This is a genomic window from Archangium gephyra (assembly GCF_049060025.1).
Lineage (GTDB): Bacteria > Myxococcota > Myxococcia > Myxococcales > Myxococcaceae > Archangium > Archangium gephyra_A.
Genome location: NZ_JBMEQQ010000002.1, coordinates 7346449 through 7362718 on the forward strand (window position 1 = coordinate 7346449; position 16270 = coordinate 7362718).

At 70.3% G+C, this 16270-nt stretch carries 9 protein-coding genes; 3 read left to right on the plus strand and 6 right to left on the minus strand.

The features are described 5' to 3' along the window. Positions 1-235 precede the first annotated feature (235 nt). Together ACN28I_RS32110 and ACN28I_RS32115 are read left to right on the plus strand one after the other, a co-directional pair. Positions 236-4336: a protein kinase domain-containing protein gene (locus tag ACN28I_RS32110; RefSeq protein WP_420945716.1), complete on the plus strand. Its 4101-nt coding sequence runs from the start codon at positions 236-238 to the stop codon at positions 4334-4336. A gap of 47 nt (positions 4337-4383) precedes the next feature. Next, positions 4384-4917, plus strand: coding sequence for a WbuC family cupin fold metalloprotein (locus tag ACN28I_RS32115; RefSeq protein ID WP_420945717.1), 534 nt, complete (start codon positions 4384-4386; stop codon positions 4915-4917). Between the two features lie 20 nt (positions 4918-4937). Here the strand turns inward: ACN28I_RS32115 and ACN28I_RS32120 are convergent, their stop codons facing one another. The 6 genes from ACN28I_RS32120 to ACN28I_RS32145 form a co-directional block, all read right to left on the minus strand. Beyond that, positions 4938-5408 carry an NUDIX hydrolase gene (locus ACN28I_RS32120; RefSeq protein WP_420945718.1) on the minus strand — a complete coding sequence of 157 codons (471 nt, stop codon included), beginning with the start codon at positions 5406-5408 and terminating at the stop codon, positions 4938-4940. Beyond that, positions 5405-6610 (minus strand): DUF2380 domain-containing protein, encoded by a 1206-nt coding sequence (locus ACN28I_RS32125; protein ID WP_420945719.1) that lies wholly within the window; start codon positions 6608-6610, stop codon positions 5405-5407. The genes ACN28I_RS32120 and ACN28I_RS32125 overlap by 4 nt, the downstream gene beginning before the upstream one ends. Positions 6611-6946: 336 nt before the next feature. Next, positions 6947-8161: a cytochrome P450 gene (locus tag ACN28I_RS32130; RefSeq protein ID WP_420945720.1), complete on the minus strand. Its 1215-nt coding sequence runs from the start codon at positions 8159-8161 to the stop codon at positions 6947-6949. Beyond that, complete coding sequence (locus ACN28I_RS32135; RefSeq protein WP_420945721.1) at positions 8158-9687, minus strand: Dyp-type peroxidase; 1530 nt, start codon at positions 9685-9687, stop codon at positions 8158-8160. The genes ACN28I_RS32130 and ACN28I_RS32135 overlap by 4 nt, the downstream gene beginning before the upstream one ends. After that, on the minus strand, positions 9669-10955 hold the full coding sequence (locus ACN28I_RS32140; RefSeq protein ID WP_420945722.1) for a hypothetical protein: 1287 nt from the start codon (positions 10953-10955) through the stop codon (positions 9669-9671). Before ACN28I_RS32140 ends, ACN28I_RS32135 begins: the two co-directional genes overlap by 19 nt. 25 nt (positions 10956-10980) lie before the next feature. Then, complete coding sequence (locus tag ACN28I_RS32145; RefSeq protein ID WP_420945723.1) at positions 10981-11862, minus strand: patatin-like phospholipase family protein; 882 nt, start codon at positions 11860-11862, stop codon at positions 10981-10983. Positions 11863-12223: 361 nt separating this feature from the next. Here ACN28I_RS32145 and ACN28I_RS32150 point away from each other — a divergent pair, with 361 nt between their 5' ends. Next, positions 12224-16270, plus strand: coding sequence for a protein kinase domain-containing protein (locus ACN28I_RS32150; protein WP_420945724.1), 4047 nt, complete (start codon positions 12224-12226; stop codon positions 16268-16270).

Here is a 16270-nt window from a genome sequence, read left to right on the forward strand (position 1 = left end):
GGAGTCCACGTCTCTCTGGTGTGATGTGTTTGATTTGATGTGCGTTGCGCGGGATGGCCACATCTCCGGGAGAAGGGCCCGCTCGCCCCGTTGGTGGACGCGGAAGGGTGCGCCGGGAAGAGCAGCCGGCCGGGCGGGAATGATGGCGGAAAGGTGACGTCTCCCCCTCCCCTCCGGGTGGGCGCATTGCCCGCCCCGCCGGGTGCCCCTAGGTTTCCAGGTGAGGGGCGGGGGGATGACCATGGGACGCAGCGGCGAGCAGAACGGCCAGGGGCCGATGGCTCCCCATGGGGAGGACGCCGAGGCCGGTCTAGACGGCGGCCCCGGGTTCGACGACGGGTTCGACTTCGACGGCGGGCTGGGGTTCGACGACGACGGGCTCGACTTCGAGGACGACTCCGCCTTCGAGCGCTTGCTGCAGGAGGTGGCGAGCGCCGACCTGCCCACGCGCTTCCGGAAGATCATGCCCGGGGAGCGGCTGGGAGGCGCGGACGGGCGCCGCTTCGAGATTCTCGAGTCGTTGGGCGAGGGCGCCATGGGCCAGGTCTTCCGGGCCCAGGACGAGGAGCTGCAGCGGGTGGTGGCCCTCAAGTTCCTCTTTCCGCGCGAGGAGCTGGCCGGCATGGGGCTGCGGGAAGCCCGGGCCATCGCGCGGCTGGACCACGAGAACATCGTCCGCATCTTCGACGTGTCCGAGTGGAGCGGAGGACCGGGCGAGCCCACCGTGCCCTTCCTCGTCATGGAATGTCTGGGGGGCGAGTCGCTCGCGGACCTGGTGCGGCGGGAGCGGAGGCTGCCGCTGGCGCGCACGCTGGAAATCATGCGCGGCGTGGCCGCGGGGCTGGCGCACGCGCACGAGCATCAAATCATCCACCGCGACCTCAAGCCCACCAATGTCTTCATCACGAAGCAGGGCACGGTGAAGCTGCTGGACTTCGGGCTGGCATGGTTGGCGCCCGCGCCGGGCCTCGCCGCGGAGCAGCCGGAGCTGCCCACGGCGGGCACGCCCCCCTACATGGCCCCGGAGCAATGGCGCGGGGAGAATCTGGACGCGCGCGCCGACCTCTGGGCCGCGGGCGTCTTGCTGTTCGAGCTGCTCACCGGAGAGCTGCCCTATCCGCACCTCATGCCGGGAGAGCTGCGCGCCCAGGTGCTCTCCCCGGAGCCGGTGCCTTCGCCGCGCGAGCGCAACCCGGAGCTGCCCTGGGAGCTGGAGTCGCTGCTGTCCGTGCTGCTGGAGAAGGACCCCGACAAGCGCCTGATGTCGGCCGAGGAGCTGCGCGAGGAGTTGCGCGAGCTGGAGGAGCACCTGAAGCCGGGCCGGGGGCCGCAGCGCTCGATGGCGCCGCAGCGCCGGCAGGTGACGCTGCTGTACTGCCGGGTGGCGGGGCTCAGCGCGCTGGCGGAGGAGTTGGACCCGGAGGATTTCGGCGAGCTGGAGGCGGCCTTCCACCGCGCGGCCTCGGAGGGCATCCAAAGCCATGGGGGCTTCATCACCCTGTGCATGGGGGACGAGGTGCTGGCGTGCTTCGGCTACCCGGTGGCGAAGGAGGGAGACGCGGAGTGCGCGGTGCGCGCGGGCCTGGAGCTGCCCCCGGCCGTGCTCGCGGTGCTCCAGCCCTGGTTGCCGCCGGGGACGTCCGCGGAGCTGGCGGTGCAGGTGGGCATCGACACGGACCAGGTGGTGCTGGACGACATCCTCCCGGAGCTGCGGGGGCACACGCCCACCATCCAGGGCGAGGCCCCGCGCATCGCCTCGTGGCTGGCGCGGCAGGCCGGGCCGGGCGAGGTGGTGGTGGGCGCCAGTACCCACAGCCTGGTGCGGCGCGCCTTCGACACCCAGGCGCTCGGTGCCCGGGCCTTCGACGGGCGGCGGACGTTCGAGGTGCACCGCGTGGTGGGCCGCTCGCGCACGGCGGGCACCCGCCTGCCCACGGGAGAGCTGAGCCCGCTGGTGGGCCGTGAGCAGGAGCTGGGGCAGTTGCTCGACGCCTGGAAGCGGGCCCGCGAGGGGCAGGGCAGCTACGTGCTGCTGTGTGGCGAGGCGGGCATCGGCAAGTCCCGCCTCATCCAGGAGCTGCGCGAGCGGGTGCTGCCGGAGAAGCCCATGCTGCTGCGGCTCCAGTGCTGGCACCAGTTCAGCACCAGCGCCCTGCACCCCGTCATCGAGACGCTGCAGCGCATGTGGCTGAGCCCGGAGCGCTCGCCCCAGGAGAACCTGCGCCTCGTGGAGCGGCACCTGGAGAAGCGGGGCCTGACGCCCATGCAGGTGCGCCTGTTGGCCTCGCTGGTGGCCCTGCCGGTGAGGGAGGACTCGCCGCACCTGCGCTTCACCCCCCAGCGGCAGAAGGACGAGACGCTGGCGGCGCTGGCCACCCTGCTCATGGAGGACGCGGGCGAGCGCCCGGTGCTGGTGGTGGTGGAGGACCTGCACTGGGCGGACCCGTCCACGCTGCAGCTCTTGAGCTTCCTGATCGGCTTCGTGGAGCGGGCGCGCCTGCTCTTCGTCCTCAGTGCCCGCCCCGAGTTCCGCCCGCCCTGGGCCCAGCACCCGGGCTTCCAGCGCATTGGCCTGGAGCGGTTGCCGGCGGCCTTCACCGAGCAGTTGGTGAGGGAAGTGACGCGGGGGCAGGAGCTGCCCGCGGAGGTGGTGACGCAGCTCGTGGCCCGGACGGACGGCATTCCCCTCTTCGTGGAGGAGATGACGCGGGTGATGCTGGAGGGCGGAGCGGCGGCCTCCATCCCCGTCACCCTGCAGGAGTTGCTGCTGGCCCGGCTGGACTCGCTGCCGCGGCGGCAGAAGCAGCTCGCGCAGCTCTGCGCGGTGGTGGGGCGCAGCTTCTCCTCCGCGCTGCTCGCCCAGCTCACGGGGCTGCGGAGCACCGTGCTGCGCAGGGACCTGGCGGGGCTGATGGCCGCGGGGCTGCTCCAGGCGCGGGATGACGAGGCCGAGCCCGGCTTCCAGTTCCGCCACGCCCTCATCCAGGAGGCCGCCTACCAGTCGCTGCCCCGCAGCGCGCGGCGGCCGTACCACCAGCGCATCGCTCAGGCCCTGGTGGCGCACTTCCCCGAGGTGGCGGAGACGCGGCCGGAGTTGCTGGCCCACCACTACACCGAGGCCGGGGAGATGACGCCGGCCATCCACTACTGGAGGCTGGCGGGAATGCGGGCCAGCCAGCGCTCGGCCAACGAGGAGGCGGTGAGCCACCTCTCGCAGGCGTTGAAGCTGCTGCGCAGCCTCCCGGAGGCCCCGGGGCTCACGCGGGACGAGCTGCAACTGCTCATGGCGCTGGGCTGGCCCCTGGTGCAGGTGCAGGGCTTCCGCTCGCCCGAGGTGGAGCGCACGTACACGCGGGTGCAGGCCCTCCTGCGCGAGGTGGGCGAGGAGCTGCCGCGCCTGGAGCTGAGCTTCTGGGGCGCCTTCGCCTACTACTTCGCGCGCGGCAAGTCGCACGAATCCCACGAGGTGGCCGAGTTGCTGGTGGCCCTGGGCGAGCGCCAGCAGAAGCCGGAGCTGCTCTCCATGGGGCTGCGGATGATGGCCACGGACCTGTTCACCTGGGGGCAGGTGGGCAACTCGCTGCGGCACCTGGAGCGGGCGCTGGCGGTGCCGGAGGTGGACCTCGAGCAGCACCGGGCGCTCGCCATCCGGCAGTGGGTCAACCCGCGCGTGGCGGCGCTGGCCTACGCGACCTTGCCGCTCTCGGTGGCCGGACAGGAGGAGCGGGCCGAGCGCTCCACCCGCGAGGCGCTGGAGCTGGCCGGGCGCATCGGCCATCCGCACACGACGGCGCTCGCGCTGACGTACTGCGCCATCGCCAGCCAGTTGAGGTGGGACGCGCGCACGGCGCTGGGGCTGGCCGAGCAGTGCATTCCGCTCGCGCGCGAGCACCGCTTCCTGCTGTGGTACCTGTGGCCCTCGGCGATGCGGGGGTGGGCCCTGGCCGAGCTGGGGCGTCCGCAGGAGGGCCTGGTGCAGATGAGGCAGGTGCTGGAGCAGTGGCAGCGCTCGGGCATCATCGCGGGCATGCACCACAACCTGGGACTGCTGGCCCACATCCACCTGCGGCTGGGGCAGGTGCAGGAGGGGCTGGCGGCGGTGGACGAGGCGCTGACGTGGCCGGCGGTGACGGAGGAGTACTCGTACCTGCCGGAATTGCACCGGGTGCGGGGAGAGCTGCTGCGGCTGGCCGGGCGCGAGGACGAGGCGCGCGCGGCGTTCCTCGAGGCCATCCGCTTCGCGCAGGAGCACGAGATGGTCGCCTACGCGCAGCGGGCCCAGGCGAGCCTGCGCCGGTTGGGGCCCGTGGAGGAGTCCCACGCGCAGCATCCGTGAGGGGCCGGGGCTGGCTGGCGGAGCGAACCTGTGCTCGGCTCGGGGTCATGAGCGCTTCCTACCGACGTGCCCTGGATGCCCCCGCGGGGGAGCTGGTGGTTCTCTCTCGCCGCCTGGTGGAGGAGGTGGCGGAGGCCTCCCGGACGAGCCCCCGCCGGCGCATCATCCAGCCCTTCCACAAGGAGGAGGCGGACCTGCTGCACCGGATGTTCAACGTCATCCAGCCGGACAGCTACGTGCGGCCGCACCGGCACCTGGAGCCGCCGAAGGCCGAGGCGTGGGTGGTGCTGCGCGGCGCGCTGGCCTTCTTCACCTTCGAGGACGAGGGGCGCGTGCGCGACTGTCTGTCATTGGAAGCGGGGGGAGAGCACTTCGGGGTGGATCTGGCTCCGGGCATCTTCCACGGGCTGGTGGCCCTGGCGCCGGACACCGTCATCTACGAGGTGAAGACGGGGCCGTACGCCCCGGCCAATGACAAGACCTTCGCGAGCTGGGCACCCGCCGAGGGCACGCCGGAGGCCGCGGGCTACCTCGCGTCTCTGCGCGAGGAGTTCCGGTGGAGGCATCCGGAGCGCCGCTGAACAGGGTGCAGCTCAGCCCGTCAGACTTCTTCGTCGGGCAGGAGCGTGAGGATCAGCTCGTCGTCCGGTCCGAGTGGTCGCCAGCCGGGCGGCGGTGGCGAGGCGAGGAGTGCATCTCCAGCTTTCCTGACGCGCTCCTCATGGGTTGTTGGGGTAAGGGAACTCCACAACCCGAGTGCCTTGGCGACCTTGAAACGGTTCGCGTCATCAAGCACAGCCGGCCAGCCGTTTGGGAGACACGCGCACAGTTCTCGCACGAGTTGTCCGCGCACAAGGCGTGTGACCTGATGGGTCCGCTCTGCTTCGGCCACCAATCCGCTGAACACCTGCACGCCAGCGATGTCGTCCGGACCGAGCTCCTCGGCCAGTGCCACCAGCGAAGCGGTAGGGCGTGTATCCGCGAAGGCGGTGAGCGAGTCGTAGCCGCGCTCGCGAACCCGCTCGTACAAGCGGGCTTTCCAATTGCCCTCCCAGGAACGGTCCTCGCTCATCTTCCACCCCAGCGCGTGAAGTTCATCGGAATCTTGTACAGGTTCATACGCTCCGCGACGATCTCCAGCACTTCGTTCCGCGTCAACAGTCGGCCTAGCCTGGACTCAGCGTCCTGGAGCGCCTTCATGATCATCCGGTTCCATTCACCAGGCCAGGTGCGCCCCAGCTTCCAGTTCCCACCGCCGTGAATGGCCTGGTGGTGTGCCTGCTCCAGCTTGACGCAGAACTGGTCGATGTCCATCTCGCCGGTGAAGCCGCGCTTCTCGAACCACTCGCGGAACTCCTTGGGCAGCACGTGGTGACGCGGTGGCTCGGCCATGCCGGCCCCTGCTCTGCCCGTCATGCGCATGCCCCGCACCTCGGGCCCGTCACCCAGCGCCGCGCGCACGCCCCTGGGCAGCTCGCCGTGCGCCTTGGCCATCACCACCTGGCCGGACTGAATCCGCACCGCAGCGCTCACGGCGGGCAGTGAGAGGACGCCCGAGCGCACCAGCCGCCGCATCATCTCCACCCACTCGGCGGACACGACCAGCCGCGTGCCCATCATCACCCCGCCGTCTCCCATCACCATGCCCATACCCAGTGTCACGGGAGCCGAGGGCCGCATCGGCGGCAGCGAGAACCTCATCGCCGACACCATCGTCACCATCTCCACGAGCTGCGCCAGTAACATCACCTTCTCGACATTCCTCAGCCCCGTGTGGAGGCGCTCCGCCGTCCTGTTGAACTCGCCGGACAGGTAGCCCATCAGCGCGGGCATGTTCTCCGCCGCTGCTTCCACCTGCCCTGGCTCCCGCGAGGCCAGTGCCGTCATGGGCGGCTCCACCATCTTCTGCCAGCGGTCCATGTCAACGAACAGCGTCTCCACCGCCCTGTAGCCGTGCTTGAACGCCACATCGAGGAGGTTGAGGATGTCCACCCAGGCCGCCAGCAGCAGCGAGCCCAGCATGGCGGCCTCGAGCCGTGGACCCGCAAGGCGCAGCAGGGCCAGTTGCATGTCCGGCTCCTCGAGCTCCGCGGCGGCGGTGGCCAGCCGGGTGGCGGCGGCGAGCTCGGCGTCAATCCACCGCAACTGGCGCTGGCCGTACTCGACATGGGGCACGAAGAGGCCAGCGGCCTTGCCGGCGATGCCCCCGTGGCTCTTGCGCAGCCTGGACAGCTCCCCGGAGAGTTGGAGGGTGGAGCCCGACACGTCGAGCACGGCACCGCGAAACGCCAGATGGGCCGCGAGGGCACTCCCCCTCTCAGTCCGCTCCTCTCTGCCGGGGTCCACCGCCGTCACAGCGTCCCGTGAGTCCCGGCGGCGGTGCGGCCGCTGGGGCCCCTCGAGCCTCGGGGGTGGAGGCCATCGTGGGCGCGGTCGCATCGTGCGGCGTGTAGCGCAGGTTCATCCCCCGGCCAGGGGGTGGCGCCCATGAGGCGCAGCCAGTGCTCAGCAGGGCCAGGGCAAGCAGCAGGACGGACTGTGCGGAAGTCATCGGCGCCTCTCCAAATGGGTGAATCCCATTCTAGGAGGCACTCCTGACTGCATTCCCTCTCAACCCGGGTCGAACTCCACCACCAGCCGGTCCGGGAAGGGGCCCTCGAATTTCATCCGGCCCTCGCCGCCGGGCGCGCGCCGCAGGTTGCGCAGGCGCAGCAGGCACCCGAGCACCTCGGGCACAACGATGTGGTTGATGCGTTCCCCGTAGCAGGTGTGCATCCCCCGGCCGAAGTGCATGTAGCCCGGGGGCGGACGGTCCACCCGGAACTCGTCCGGGTGTTGCATCACCTCCGGATCGAACATCGCCGCAATCGTCGAGGCGATGACGAGCGTGCCCTTGGGAATCCTCACCTCCCGGTCCGTTCCCCGGGCGAGCACGTAGTCCTCGTTGCACGTGCGCAGGAGCAGCGGGTTGTGTGGATCGAAGCGCAGCGCCTCGAAGGCATGGGCCGCCACGCGCGCCGTGTTCTCCTCCCGGGCCGCGCTCTGCGCCTCCCCCTGTGCCTCGGGGCGCTCCATCAACTCGTTGACAACCTGTGCCAGGGCCTTGGAGCTGGTGTCCACCGCGCCGACGATGATGCCGCCCACGTTGCGCCTCACCGCATCGTCATCCAGCCGCGTGGCCTCGTCCTCCTGCATCCGCAGCAACCGGGTGAGGAAGTCGTCACGGCCCTCGGTGACCAGCCCCGCCTTGCGCTGGGCGATGAGGCCTTCCATGTATGCCTTCAGCTCCGCGCTGGCCGCCAGCGCCCTCGCGGTGACGTCCGCGTCGTTGCCCAGGTTGAGGAAGATCTCCCAGAAGATGATGCGCATCCATCGCTTCATCGTCTCCGGGTCCGGTCCCGGCACTCCGAAGAAGCGGTCCACCATCCCCACGGCCACGGGGCGCGCCAGCCCGTTCACCACGTCCAGCCTCCCGCCAGGCCGTGCCTGCGCGATGAGTTGCTCGGCGTGTTCGCGCACCATCGTCCGGATGCGCTCCAGGTCCTCCCGGCGCACCGCCTGCCGGGAGAGGGAGGACTCGCGCTGGTACTGGGGCGTGTTCTCCATGCCCAGGAAGAAGGGGCCGGTGGTCCGCTCCATCTTCTCGGCGTAGATCTCCGTGACTCCGAAGACCGCGTCCGTCTTCAGCACCTCGTTCACGTCCTCCGCCCGTGTCACCAGCACCCGCTTGCCCAGCACCAGATTGGGATGATGTCTGCGCAAGAACCCGAACACCGCCCGCTGCATGTCCGCACCGGTGAGCCATCGGACGAATCGGGAGCTCATAGCCCTCGCTCCGAGCTCAGGTACCGCAGGGCCTTGATGCCAGGCAGGAAGAAGTAGTCCCCACCCCGCGTGTGCACGAAGCGGGGGAGGCCGGTGATGCGCTGGCGCACCGGGAAGCCGGGGACGATGGCGCTGTAGTCCTTCGGATCATCTTCGGGATACTCCGGGTCATGGTTGTCGCCAGCGATGGGATCCTTGCTGTCGTACAAGTCGTTGAACTTGGGGTTGTTCATCCACGTCTGCTGGATGAACTCGAACTGGCGCCCGATGTTGGTGTTGAGCGCCACGAACATGAGCCCCTGCTCCTCCGTCCCATCGGCGTACTTGTCGTGATACGGCCGGCCGCGGCGGATGATGAGGTGGCGGGAGCCCAGCTTGATGGACTCCTTGGGATCCTCGATGAGCGTGTCCCGGGGATTGGCGCGGCGCACGTGCGAGCTGAGGGGACACTTCATCCCGTGCGGATCCGCCCCGAACTGGAAGTGGTTGTTGACCGTGGGGTCCTCCCCCAGCTTCGGGTCGTCCTTCATGGGGCACAGCTCCAGCGGCGCGCCGCTCTTCCACCGCCCCATCAGCTTCGCGGCCAGCAGCTCCTTGTACGCCGCGTTCTCCTCCGCGCTCTTGCCTGGGACGCGGCTGTTCTCCTCGACGAACTTCCAGAAGCCCGCCACGTCCTGGCGCAGCTTGCGGATGACCAGGTAGGTGCCGTTGCGTCCCAGGTCCTTGGGCCTGGGCTCTCCGGGCACCATCTGCGCCCGGGGCACGTCGGGCAGCAGGTGGCGAGGGTCCTGGCTCCGGGGCACCCGGGGCGAGAAGGGATACTGCCCGTAGGCGTTGTGGTAGCCGAGGATGAACTCGCCCGCGTTGATCGGCAGCCCCAGCACCTCCGGCGTGCGCGTGGTGGGCACGCCCTTGATGTAGGGGAACGAGATGCCGTCGCGGAAGCCGAACGGCTCCGTGTCACCCTGCCGCATGTCGGCGTCCTGGATGAATATTTCCTCCAGGGCCTCCTGGTAGCGCGCGCGGTGCGAGGCGTGGAAGACATCCAGGTCCGCGTCGTCCCGGCCGAAGAGCACCAGCACCACGTGGGGCACCGTCTCGTCCGAGCCGCCGACCTGCCACTTCTCCGGTGCGCTCCCGCCCGTGTCTCCCAGGATGCGCGCGCGGCGCTTGTCCCGCATGCCCTCGCGGAACTCCTGCAGGAAGGTGATCCTCACCTCCGAGGGCAGGCCGAGCTGCTCCAGTCCCGAGGCCGTGAAGGCCACCTGGAGCGCGTGCTCGCCCCTGGTCTCCTCGAGCCCGGGGTGCTGCTTGCCCGCCGCGGTGGTGACTTCCTTGCGCTCCACCAGCGTGCGCAGCCATGCCCGGGCCCGTGCGCCGTCCTTCACCCGCAGGAAGACATACCGCGAGTACTTCAGGTGCCCGTGTCCGAAGAAGACGAGCCCCTGGATGTCTTCGAACTCGAGCGCCTCTCCTGGAATCGCCGCCGCCGTACCGGATACGGACGTCACAGTTTGAGCAGCCATTGCTCGGCCTCCTGGGACTTCAGTTGGGTCTTGAGCTGCGCGCACACCGCGACGTTCTGGAGGATGTTGCGGACGCTCTCCTCGGCGTGGGCGCTGTACCAGACCTGGGTGAACACCTGGTGGTCGCGCGTCCACTGCTTGAAGTCTTCCTCGTTGGTCGCGCCCTTGCCGAAGAGCAGCCGCGTCTTCGGATAGCCGCGGGTGTTGCTCCACACGCCGGTGAGCCCCACGGCCGCCCGGTCGATGAAGTCACCCAGGTAGCGCTCCCAGCTCCCGTCGTAGTTGCTGAAGAAGAGCAGGCGCCGGCCCCCGTCGATGATGACCCAGCGCGCGAAGTGGATGCTGGGGATGCCTCCCAGGTTGCCGCGGTTGTAGTAGTGGCGCGCCAGGAAGTTGATGCCCCCCAGCACCGTGCGCAGCGTGAGCTGGCGGAACCAACCCGGGCGGACCTCCACCAGGTGGGTGAGCTGGTTCTGGACCTTGTAGTCCTCCTGCCCCTCCACGCGCGGGTCCACCACGTCCTCCGTCTTGGGCTCCGCCTCGTCCCGGGACTCCTTCCACAGCAGCAGCAGGGCCGCCGGCACGAGCACGGGCAGCAGGAGCAACCCCACGGGGACTCCCACGGCCACCTGCACGGGGGTCGACTCCATGAGGCGCTGGACGAAGCGGTCCAGGCGCGAGGGCTTGGGCGGGGGCGTGCGCTCCAGCTTCATCCCGGGCACGGTGGCGAGGTACTTCTGGATCTCCTCGCAGAGCTGCTCCGGCTTCAGGCCGCGCAGGGTGGCCGTGCGCTTCGGGTCATCGAGGAAGTCCTGGATGGCCCGTCGCGCGAGGGTGTTGTCGAGGACATCCCGCACCGTGTGATTCGGGTAGCCCCGGTAGAAGGCGGCGGCGGGGAGCTGGTAGCGCAGCAGGAAGCGCTTGAAGGACTCGACGCTGCCCGCCACGTCATCGGGGCAGCCCGCGCAGGAGCTGTAGATGCGCGCCAGCATGGGTCCTCCCACCCGGATGAGCTCCTCCAGGTGCTCCTCCAACGGGCCGTCGTAGTTGCTCTCGAAGGCGAGCTGCGGGAGGTAGTGCCTCGCTCCCTCCTTGTCCTCGGGGAGGATGACCCAGCGCAGGAAGTGCACCGTGGTGAGCTGGGCGAAGGAGATGTGGCGCCCGGTCTCGTTGGTGATGTCCTCGCCGATCTCACTCAGCAAGGCATCCAGCTCTTCCACCTTGCCGGGCTGGATGGGGGTGACGACTGTCAGGGCATTGCTGGACATGGACACACTCCTTCAAGCTGGAGTTTCACGCCGCCGAATGTGACGCGGCGTAGCGCTCGAGGAAGGCCCGCGTGGCCTGCTCGCCCTGCCGCATCAGGGCCAGCTTCTGCTCGCGGGTGATTCCAAACTCCGTGGGTTTCAGGCCCAGGTCGTTGATGCGGATGCTCCGCGCCAGGTTGGCCGGGCTGTTCATCAAATCGATCTCCTGGGAGCTGAGCAGCGAGGCGAAGAAGGCCCCGGCGAAGTCGTGCAGCGAGCCGATGGGCTCCGGCTTCGGCTGATCGAAGGTGTCCATGAAGAAGCCGAGCGTCCGGGTGTTGTAGCCCTCGGGCCCGTCGAAGAGGTCGATGGGGTAGTTCCACATCACGCCGCCATCGACGTAGACCTCGCCCTGGAACTCGCGGCTGGCGAAGAAGAAGGGAATGGACATGGAGATGCGGACCGCGTCCGCGACGGCCATGTCCTGGCTGCGCTCGTCGGGGAAGACGCGCACGTTGCGCGACGACAGGCTGGTGCCCACCACGTACAGCGGTTTGAAGCCCCGCTGGCGCAGTTGGGCGAAGGTGATGCGTCCATCCCCCGTCCTGCCGGCGATGAGCTGCTCCATGCTCGCCAGGAAGTAGTCACCCGGATTCCAGCCGTAGCGCCCGAGCATCCGCGGCGGCCCGGTGAGCCAGTTGCCATCGCGGATGCGGGCGAAGTCCAGCTCGAGCATCGCCTCGCGGACCTCCTCCGGCGTGCAGCCCAGGCTCACCAGCGTGGCGGCGATGGAGCCCGAGGACGTCCCGGCCACCTGCTCCACCTGCTCGAAGACGCCGTACTCCTCCAAGGTGAGCAGCGCCCCGGCGTAGGCACAATTGCGGACCCCGGCCCCCTCGAAGACGAGATTCTTGAAAGGAAATGTCACGCCCATGCGCCCCCGTGCCACGACGGATTCCTGGAAGGTGGAGGGGCCTGGCCGGAGGTGTGACGCACCAGGACATGGAACCGGTGGGTCCTCGGGGTGCTTCGCCTGGATGCCCAGCGGGCGGAGAGGGGAGCCCACCGGTCCGTCCTGTCACGAACGCGGCCCGCTGCCCTCCGCCTCCACGACAGCGTCGACTGAACGATTCGTGAGGAGCGTGTCTGTCTTTCAGGGAGGGGTGGCTGCCAGCCCTGGACAGAGCACCTGCCCTCCTGGCCCGTTGCATTGCCCGGTGACCATGGGACCCGTAACTTCATCCAGCAAGGCCTTGCAGCGCGAGGGCCCGTCGACCGGGGAGCAGGGAATGCGTGAAGAGACCGGTCACAACCCCAGGAACGGCCAGCCGCTCACGGCGGGTGATTCCCGTCCCGAGGATTCGGACTACGGCGACTCCTTCATCCGGGAGGTCGCGCAGGAGCCCGTCCCGTTCCGCAAGCCGGCTCCCGGAGAGCGGCTGGGCGGTTCGGACGGCCACCGCTTCGACATCATCTCGGAGCTGGGCGGCGGGTCCATGGGGCAGGTGTTCCGCGCGCGCGACGAGGAGCTGCAGCGCGAGGTGGCCCTCAAGTTCATCCTCCCCCGCGAGGGGAGGGGCGGGCCTTGGCTCATCTCCATGCTGCGCCAGGAGGCACGCGCCATCGCGCAGCTCGACCACGAGAACATCGTCCGCATCTTCGACGTGGCCGAATGGGTGGGGGCGGCCTGGGAGCCGCGCATTCCCTTCCTCGTCATGGAGTGTCTGGAGGGGGAGTCGCTCGCCGCGTTGCTCCACCGCGAGCAGCGGCTGGGCGTGCGGCGCGCGGTGGAGATCATGTCCGCGGTGGCCGCCGGGCTGGCGCACGCGCACGGCCGCCACATCGTCCACCGCGACCTCAAGCCCAGCAACGTCTTCATCACCCGGAAGGGCACGGTGAAGCTGCTCGACTTCGGCCTCGCCTGGCTGACGTCGTCCAGCACCAGCTCGCCCCTGCCGTACCTGCCCACCGCGGGCACCCCGCCCTATATGTCCCCGGAGCAGTGGCTCGGCGGGGCGCAGGATGAGCGCACGGACATCTGGTCCGCCGGCGTCATGCTGTACGAGATGCTCACCGGCGAGCTGCCCTACCCGAGCGCCACGCTGGAGGAGCTGCGGGCCCAGGTGGTGGCTTCCGGGCCCGTGCCCCGTCTCCGCCTCCGCCATCCGGAGGTCCCCGAGGAGGTGGAGGCGCTGGTGGCCGCCGCCCTGGCCAAGGAGCCCCACGAGCGCATGCCCTCGGCCGCCGAGCTGCGCGACAGCCTGCGACGGGTGGAGGAGCGGTTGGGTCCCTGGCGCGAGGAGCCGCGCGCGGTGGCGCCCCAGCGCCGCCAGGTGACGCTGCTGTCCTGCCGGCTCGTGGGCCTGACGGGGCTCGCCGGGGCGTTGGACGCGGAGGACTTCAGCGAGCTGGAAGCGGGCTTCCAGAAGCGCTGCTCGGAGGTCATCCAGCGGCACGGCGGCTCCATCACCACCTGCGTGGGTGACGAGGTGCTGGCCTGCTTCGGCTACCCGGTGGCCCGGGAGGAGGACTCGGAGCGCGCGGTCAGCGCCGGGATGAGCCTGGCCGGCTCGTTGACGGACGAGCTGCGCGAGCGCCTGCCCTCGCTCCCGCTGGGCTCGCTGGCGGTGCGGGTGGGCATCCATACCGAGACGGTGGTGTTCGACGACATCCTCCCGGAGCTGCGCGGGCGCACGCCCACCATCCAGGGAGAGGCCCCGCGCATCGCCTCGTGGCTGGCGCGCCAGGCCGGGCCGGGCACGGTGGTGCTCAGCCACGCCACGCATACCGTGGTGCAGCCGGCCTTCGAGTCCGAGGCGCTCGGCACCCGCACCTTCGAGGGCCTGGGCGGCGCACGGCACGTGGAGGCCTGGCGCGTGACGCGCGCGCGCAAGACGGTGTTCCGCTTCGACCGGGCGCTCGCCACCAGCACGCTCTCCCCGCTGGTGGGCCGCGAGGCCGAGCTGCGCCAGGTCCTCGGGGCCTGGGGGCGGGCCCGGGAAGGCCGGGGCTCCTTCGTGCTCCTCTCGGGGGAGGCCGGCATCGGCAAGTCGCGCCTCATCCGGGAGGTGCGCCTCCGGGTTCCGTCCTCCACCAGCATCCGCCTGCGCTGCCAGTGCTGGAGCCAGTTCGCCAACAGCGCCTTCCACCCCATCATCGAGATGCTGCAGCACCTCTTCCGCCTGGATGCGGAGGGCTCGCCGGGCGACAACCTGGCCCGGTTGGAGGCACACCTGGGGACGTTGGGCCTGGAGCCGGAGCACATGGCCCTCATCGCCGCCTTCCTCTCGCTGCCGGTGAAGGAGAACCTGCCCTTCCTCCAGCTCTCGCCGGAGCGCCAGAAGGAGCGCACCTTCGAGGCCCTGACGGAGCTGCTGCTGCGCATGGCCCGGGGGCGCCCGGTGCTCGCCGTGGTGGAGGATCTGCACTGGGCGGACCCCTCCACGCTGGAGCTGCTCGGCTTCCTGCTGAACCGGGTGGAGCCGGCGCGCGTCCTGCTCCTGCTGAGCGCCCGCCCGGGCTTCCAGCACGCCTGGCCCTCCACCACGGGCCCGCTGCTCCGGGTGAACCTGGAGCGGCTGCCGGCACGGCTCACCGCCGCGCTGGTGCAGGGGTCGGCCGGGGGACGCGAGCTGTCGCGCGAGACGGTGCGCCAGTTGGTGGAGAAGACGGACGGCATCCCCCTCTTCGTGGAGGAGATGACGCGCATGGTGGCCGGAGGCGGCGCCATGCCCTCCATTCCCGTCACCCTGCACGAGCTGCTGCTGGCCCGCCTGGACATGCTCCCGGCGGGGCAGAAGGCCCTGGCCCAGCTCTGCTCGGTGGTGGGGCGCAGCTTCTCGCACGCGTTGATGGCCACGCTGACGCGGCGCGGCGCCTCCTCGCTGCGCAGGGACCTGGAGGAGCTGGTGGCCTCGGGGCTGCTCCAGCGCGAGGAGGAGGACGGGGCCGGCTACCAGTTCCGCCACGCCCTCCTCCAGGACGCGGCCTACCAGTCGCTGCTGCGCAGCACCCGGCGCCAGCACCACCGCAGAATCGCCCAGGCGCTGCTGGAGCAGTTCCCCGAGGTGGTGGAGACGCAGCCCGAGGTGCTGGCCCACCACTACACCGAGGCAGGCGAGTACGAGCCGGCCATCCACCACTGGATGCGGGCCGGTATCGGCGCCAGCCTGCACTCGGCCAACCAGGAGGCGGTGAGCCACCTCCAGTACGCGCTGAAGCTGCTGCGCTCCCTGCCCGACGCCGCCCAGCGGATTCAACAGGAGCTGCAGCTCCTCCTGGCCCTGGGCATGCCCCTGTCGCAGGTGCAGGGTTTCCGCTCGCCCGAGGTGAAGCGGACGTACACCCGCGCGCGCGAGCTCTTCCGCTCGGTGGGCGACGCGTTGCCGGACCTGGAGGTGCCCGCCTGGGGGCTCTTCGCCTACTACTTCGCCCGCGCCGAGTACCGCCTGTCCCACGAGCTGGCCGAGCAGCTCGTGGACCTGGGCTCGCGCAAGCACAACCAGGAGCTGCTCGTCCTGGGCTACCGGATGATGGCCGCCGACTTCTTCGTCTGGGGCCAGCAGGAGCAGGCGCGCGAGCACGTGGAGCGGGCGCTGGCGTGCTCGGAATTCTCCCTGGAGGAGCACCGGGTGCTGGCCAGGCGGCAGTGGACGAATCCCACGGCGGTGGCGCTCGTCCACGCCGCCGTCATCCACGCGGTGATCGGCCAGCCGGAGCGTACGCTCGAGTACCGCCGCGAGGCGCTGGCACTCTCCGCGCGCATCGGTCATCCGAATACCCGGGCCTATACGCTGCTCTACGCCGCCCTGTCCTGCCAGTTGCAGGGGGACGCCCGGGGCACGCTCGCGCTGGCCGAGGAGTGCCACACCGTGGCGAGCGAGCACTGGCTGCGGTTGTTCATCGAGTGGTCCGGTCTGCTGCGGGCCTGGGCCCTGGCCCGGCTGGGGCAGCCCGCCCAGGGGCTGGCGCAGATGCGCGAGTGGCTGGGGCGGTGGCGGATGACGGGCCTGCGCGCGGGCATGCCGCACAACCTCGCGATGTTGGCGGAAGTGCACCTGTTGCTGGGGCAGCCTCGCGAGGCGCTGCTCGCGGTGCAGGAGGGAATGCGGTGGGCGGAGGCGGTGGGCGAGCGCTCCTACGAGTCCGAGCTGCACCGCATCCAGGCCGAGGCCCGGCGGGCGCTGGGTGATGAGGAGGGGGCCCACGCGAGCCTCCTCGAGGCGGTGCGCGTGGCGCGGGCGCAGGGGGCCGGGGCGTTCGAGCGGCGCGCCCTGCGGCTCCTGGAGCCGTCCGCGGCGCCGGGGTTGGAGGCCGGGATTCCGGGGCCGGGGTGA